Source organism: Nocardioides sp. (assembly GCF_036274455.1).
Taxonomy (GTDB): Bacteria; Actinomycetota; Actinomycetes; order Propionibacteriales; family Nocardioidaceae; genus Nocardioides.
The window spans coordinates 1-5376 of record NZ_DASUFR010000092.1; the positions used below are offsets into that span (position 1 = coordinate 1).

Consider the following 5376-nt stretch of genomic DNA (forward strand, 5'->3'; position numbering starts at 1 on the left):
GGGAGACCACCGCTGCCTGCCCGCGGAGCGCGCGCTGCTTCTTCGCGACCGGCACCAGCAGGGGCTGCTGGGCGGTCAGGCCCAGCCGGGCGTCGGTGGTGACGTCGCCGCGCGCTCGAAGTCCGGCGGTCACCACCACGGCCGTGGTGACGCACACGAGGAGGACGGTGACCAGGGGAAGGGTCGTCCTGAAGGAGCTTCCACCACGGCGGCGTCGGTGTTCGGTGTGCCGCCCGGACATGACGGGAAGTGTATCGGCGGCGCGCCGCGGCGACGATTCAACGCCGAGATTGCCCTCCCTTTACCCTCAGGGGGTGCAGAAGGAGCGCCATTTCCGACCCGACATCCAGGGTCTTCGTGCGCTCGCCGTGCTGCTGGTGATCGTGGCTCACGCGGGCTTCGGTGCGTTCGCCGGGGGCTTCGTCGGCGTCGACGTCTTCTTCGTGATCTCCGGGTTCCTGATCTCGCAGCTGCTGTTCCGCGAGGTCGAGAGGTCGGGCCGGGTCTCGATCCCCGGCTTCTACGCACGCCGGGCCCGCCGGATCCTTCCCGCCGCCACCCTGGTCACGATCGCGACGATCGTCGCGTCCGGGATCTGGCTGAGCGCCATCGACCTGCTCGAGGTGTGCAAGGACGCGGTGTGGGCGGTGTTCTTCGCCGCCAACGTCCGGTTCGCCGCGGTCGGCACCGACTACTTCGCCCAGGACCAGCCGCCGTCTCCGCTGCAGCACTACTGGTCGCTGTCGGTGGAGGAGCAGTTCTACCTGGTCTGGCCGGCCCTGCTGCTCGGCCTGGTCCTGCTCGCCAGGCGCCGGGCGCTGCCGCCGCGGCTGGTGCTCGCCGTGCTGGCGCTGGTCACCGGCGCGTCGTTCGCCTGGTCGGTGGTCTCCACGTCGTCGGACCCGCTGGCGGCGTACTTCTCGACCCCGGCCCGGGTCTGGGAGCTCGGCCTCGGGGCGCTCACGGCCCTGGTGGCCGGCGGGCTCGCCCCCCGCTGGTCCGGGCTGGTGCGCGGGCTGGTGTGCACGGCCGGGCTGGTGTGCATCGCGATCGCGTGTGTCACCTTCTCCGAGGCCACGCCGTTCCCCGGCTACGCCGCCGCGCTGCCGGTCGTCGGGTCGGCGCTGGTGCTGCTCGCGGGGGCCGGCGGGCAGGCGGTCCAGCCGCTGCCGGTCCGCGCGCTCGGCGTGCTCCCGATGCGCACGGTGGGGGACTGGTCCTACTCGCTGTACCTCTGGCACTGGCCGGTGCTGATCATCGCCGCGCGAGTGGTGGACCCCGACCTCGGCCACGGGCTCGGCTTCTGGCGGACCGCGGTCTGCCTGGTGGTCGTCTTCGTGCTGTCCGGCATGACCTACCGCTACGTCGAGCAGCCGTTCCGGTCCCCGCAGCGGTTCCCGCTCCGCCGCGCCCTGATGCTCTACCCCACCGCGGTCGTGCTGGTGCTGGCCGCCTCGCTCGGCGGTCGCTACTACAGCGAGTGGTCCTCCGGCGCGCTCGGTGACAACCCGGCGATCTCGCTGACCAACTTCGGGGTCAAGGACCCGTCCCGCTACGACCTCGACAAGGACAAGACCGTCGCGCTGGTGCAGGCGTCGGTGATCGCGGCCCGCCACCACATGGCGATCCCGAGCAAGCTCGACCCGGACATCCTGATGGTCCGCGACGACGAGCCGGACGTCGGCGCCTGCGACTACGAGAACGGTTCTCGCGAGCTGTGCCCACGCGGTGACCCGGACGCGGACCGGAGCATCGTGGTCTTCGGCAACAGCCACGGGCGGATGTGGATCCCGGCCTTCGACCAGATGGGCAAGGAGCTCGGATACAAGACCTACTACTTCGTCAAGCCGAACTGTGGTGCGTCGCTGGTGTCGGTGGGCGAGCTCGTGCCCGGGTCGCCGCTGTGGCCGGAGTGCGACGACTTCCGCTCGTGGGCGCTCGACCAGATCGCCGAGCTGCACCCGGACCTCGTGGTGGTCTCTTCGAGCGGCCCGAACCCGGTCCTCTACGACCAGGACGGCAATCGGATCCCCAAGGAGGGGGTGCCGGCCGCGGTCCACGACGGGTACGTCGACCTGTTCGACCGGCTCTCGGCCAGCTCCCAGCGCGCCGTGCTGCTGCGCGACGTACCGAAGTCCGAGGACCTGCCCGACGAGTGCCTGACCAAGAAGGGCAACGACCTCGGCGACTGCCTGTTCACGCCGCTGCCCGCCTCGGTCGAGGACGCCGACATCTCCGAGGCCGCCGCCCGGTCCACCGGCACCGAGGTGGTGGACCCGACCAGGTGGCTCTGCTGGGACGGCTCCTGCCCGACGGTGATCGGCAACGTCCTGCCCTACCGCGACCGCGGCCACCTGACCACGGTCTACGCCGCCGCCCTGGCCGACGAGCTGAGCAAGGCACTCGGCCTGAGCGGCTGAAGTCGTAGCAGATCCTCGCTCGTTCGGGCGAGAAACCTGCAAACCCTCGGGGATCGGCATGGACCGGGCTAGTACGCCTGCCCGACGTCTCTGCCACTGCCGATCCACGCGTCGGTAACAGCGCTGCTCCACGCGGTCGATCTCCATCAGCGTCTCCTTCACGGCTGGGGGGCCAGGCACTTGAAGGGGACGACCACATGAACAACCTGTCGGAGCGCGCGTCGCAGGCGAATCACCACCTGTCATCGAGACGGTGGCGAGCCCTGCTCACGTCTCTCATCGCCGGGGTGCTGCTGCTGACCGGTCTGGGCGTGCTCGCCTCTCCCGCGTCCGCGACGGTGATTCTCGCGGGAGCCGACGCCGGCCCCTGGCCGTCCGCCTGGACGCAGTACACCTACCAGGACGGCACGCGGATCAGCGACCTGAACGGTGACCAGACGCCCACGGGGCTCGACCTGGCCAGCGGGACCTGCGCCCCGGCACCCTGCGCCGGGCCGGAGTCGTCGGTGGCCTACACATCGGACGGGACCGACGTCTTCTTCCGGATGCGGATGGCCGTCGACAACAACGACGCCAGCAAGGGCGGGCTCTTCCAAGGCGCATTCCTCGTCCAGATCGCCAACGCCGCCGGAGCCGTGAAGGCGGTCGTCGGTGTGAACGGGAAGGACGCCCACAACGACATGGTGTACGTCGCCGACTCGGTCGGTGGCACCGTCGTACCGGTCTACGAGTTCCCCTTCAGCAGCGGGTCGCCTTCGTCGGCCGCGATGCGCTGGATCCCGGCGAGCGACGGCACCGGCCAGTACTTCCTCGACTTCCAGGTCCCGCTCTCGGTTCTCACCACCGTCTCGGGCGGGGCGGTGACGGCAACCTCCAAGGTCAAGCTCTACTACGGGTCCTCAGCGGCGGCGAACCTCGCGACCATCAACAAGGACTTCATGCTCGGTGACGTCACGAGCGCCGACTTCACCGATGTGAAGCTGATCCAGTTCGTGCCCACGGCCTACACCGTCGCCTTCGACAGCAACGGAGGATCGGCCGTCGCCTCCCAGACCGTCAACGACGGCGACCCCGCCGTCCAGCCCGCCACCCCGACGCGCGCCGAATACGTCTTCGACGGCTGGTGGACGGCGGCGACAGGCGGCTCGCCGTGGTCGTTCACCACGCCGATCGTCGGCGCCACGACGCTCTACGCGCACTGGACGAGGATCTGGACGGTCGACTTCGACAGCCAGGGCGGCTCGGCGGTCGCGCCGCAGGACGTGGTGGACGGCTCGCCGGCCACTGCGCCGGCCGACCCCACTCGCTCGGGCCACTTCCTCGACGGCTGGTTCACCGCTGCCTCCGGCGGCAGCGAATGGAGCTTCGCGACCGCCATCTCGTCGGCCACGACGCTGTACGCGCACTGGACGATCGGTCGAACGGTCTCCTTCGACTCCGACGGCGGCTCGGCGGTCGGGTCGCAGCTCGTCCGCGACGGCGATCTGGCGACCGCGCCGGCCGAACCGACCCGGGCCGGCCATGACTTCGTGGGCTGGTTCGCCGATGGTGAGGCCTACGACTTCGGCACGGCGGTGACCGGCGAGCTGACCCTGACGGCGCACTGGAGCAAGCAGGTCTACACGGTGTCGTTCGACTCCGATGGCGGTTCGGCGGTGGCCGACCAGCCGGTGGCGTTCGGCGACGCGGCTGTTGCTCCGTCCGACCCGACCCGGGCCGGCCATGACTTCGTGGGCTGGTTCGCCGATGGTGAGGCCTACGACTTCGGCACGCCGGTGACCGGTGCTTTGTCGCTGACGGCGCATTGGGCGGCGCAGGTCTACACGGTGTCGTTCGACTCCGATGGCGGTTCGGCGGTGGCCGACCAGGCGGTGGCGTACGGCGACGCGGCTGTTGCTCCGTCCGACCCGACCCGGACCGGCCATGACTTCGTGGGCTGGTTCGCCGACGGTGAGGCCTACGACTTCGGCACGCCGGTGACGGGCGAGCTGTCGCTGAGGGCGCACTGGGCGGTGCAGGTGCACACGGTGTCGTTCGACTCCGATGGCGGTTCGCCGGTGGCCGACCAGGCGGTGGCGTACGGCGACGAGGCCGCGGAGCCGTCGGCTCCGACCCGGACCGGTTATGACTTCGTGGGCTGGTTCGCCGGTGGTGAGGCCTACGACTTCGGCACGCCTGTCACCGGTGCGATGACCCTGACGGCGCACTGGGCCAAGCAGGTCTACACGGTGTCGTTCGACTCCGACGGAGGTTCGGCGGTGGCCAGCCAGTCGGTGGCCTACCAGGACCTTGCGTCCGAGCCGACCGCTCCGACCCGGACCGGCCATGACTTCGTGGGCTGGTTCGCCGGCGATGACGCTTACGACTTCGGCACGCCGGTGACCGGCGAGCTGACCCTGACGGCGCACTGGGCGGCGCAGGTCCACACGGTCTCGTTCGACTCCGACGGCGGCAGCGCGGTCGCAGACCAGGCGGTGGCGTACGGCGACGCGGCTGTTGCTCCGGCCGACCCGACCCGGACCGGCCATGACTTCGTGGGCTGGTTCGCCGGCGATGAGGCCTACGACTTCGGCACCCCTGTCACCGGTGCGATGACCCTGACGGCGCACTGGGCCAAGCAGGTCTACACCGTGTCGTTCGACTCCGACGGAGGTTCGGCGGTCGGTGACCAGTCCGTGGCCTACCAGGACCTTGCGTCCGAGCCGACCGCTCCGACCCGGACCGGCCACGACTTCGTGGGCTGGTTCGCCGGTGGTGAGACCTACGACTTCGGCACGCCTGTCACCGGTGCGATGACCCTGACGGCGCACTGGGCCAAACAGGTCTACACCGTGTCGTTCGACTCGAGCGGCGGCAGCTCGGTCGCCAGCCAGTCGGTGGCCTATCAGGAGCTGGCCGCGCAGCCATCGGCTCCGACCCGGACCGGCCACGACTTCGTGGGCTGGTTCGCCGGTGG

General features: G+C 70.3%; 3 protein-coding genes. 2 read left to right on the forward strand and 1 reads right to left on the reverse strand.

Annotated elements, in window-relative coordinates; all coding sequences use genetic code 11:
- A partial coding sequence (locus VFV89_RS09140; protein WP_329705619.1) for a hypothetical protein occupies positions 1-241 on the reverse strand: 241 nt, incomplete at its 3' end.
- Positions 242-314: 73 nt separating this feature from the next.
- On the opposite strand from VFV89_RS09140, the gene VFV89_RS09145 reads away from it, so the two are divergent.
- Together VFV89_RS09145 and VFV89_RS09150 are read left to right on the forward strand one after the other, a co-directional pair.
- Positions 315-2420 (forward strand): acyltransferase family protein, encoded by a 2106-nt coding sequence (locus VFV89_RS09145; protein WP_329705620.1) that lies wholly within the window; start codon positions 315-317, stop codon positions 2418-2420.
- Between the two features lie 197 nt (positions 2421-2617).
- On the forward strand, positions 2618-5376 hold a 2759-nt coding region (locus tag VFV89_RS09150), incomplete at its 3' end, for an InlB B-repeat-containing protein (RefSeq protein WP_329705621.1).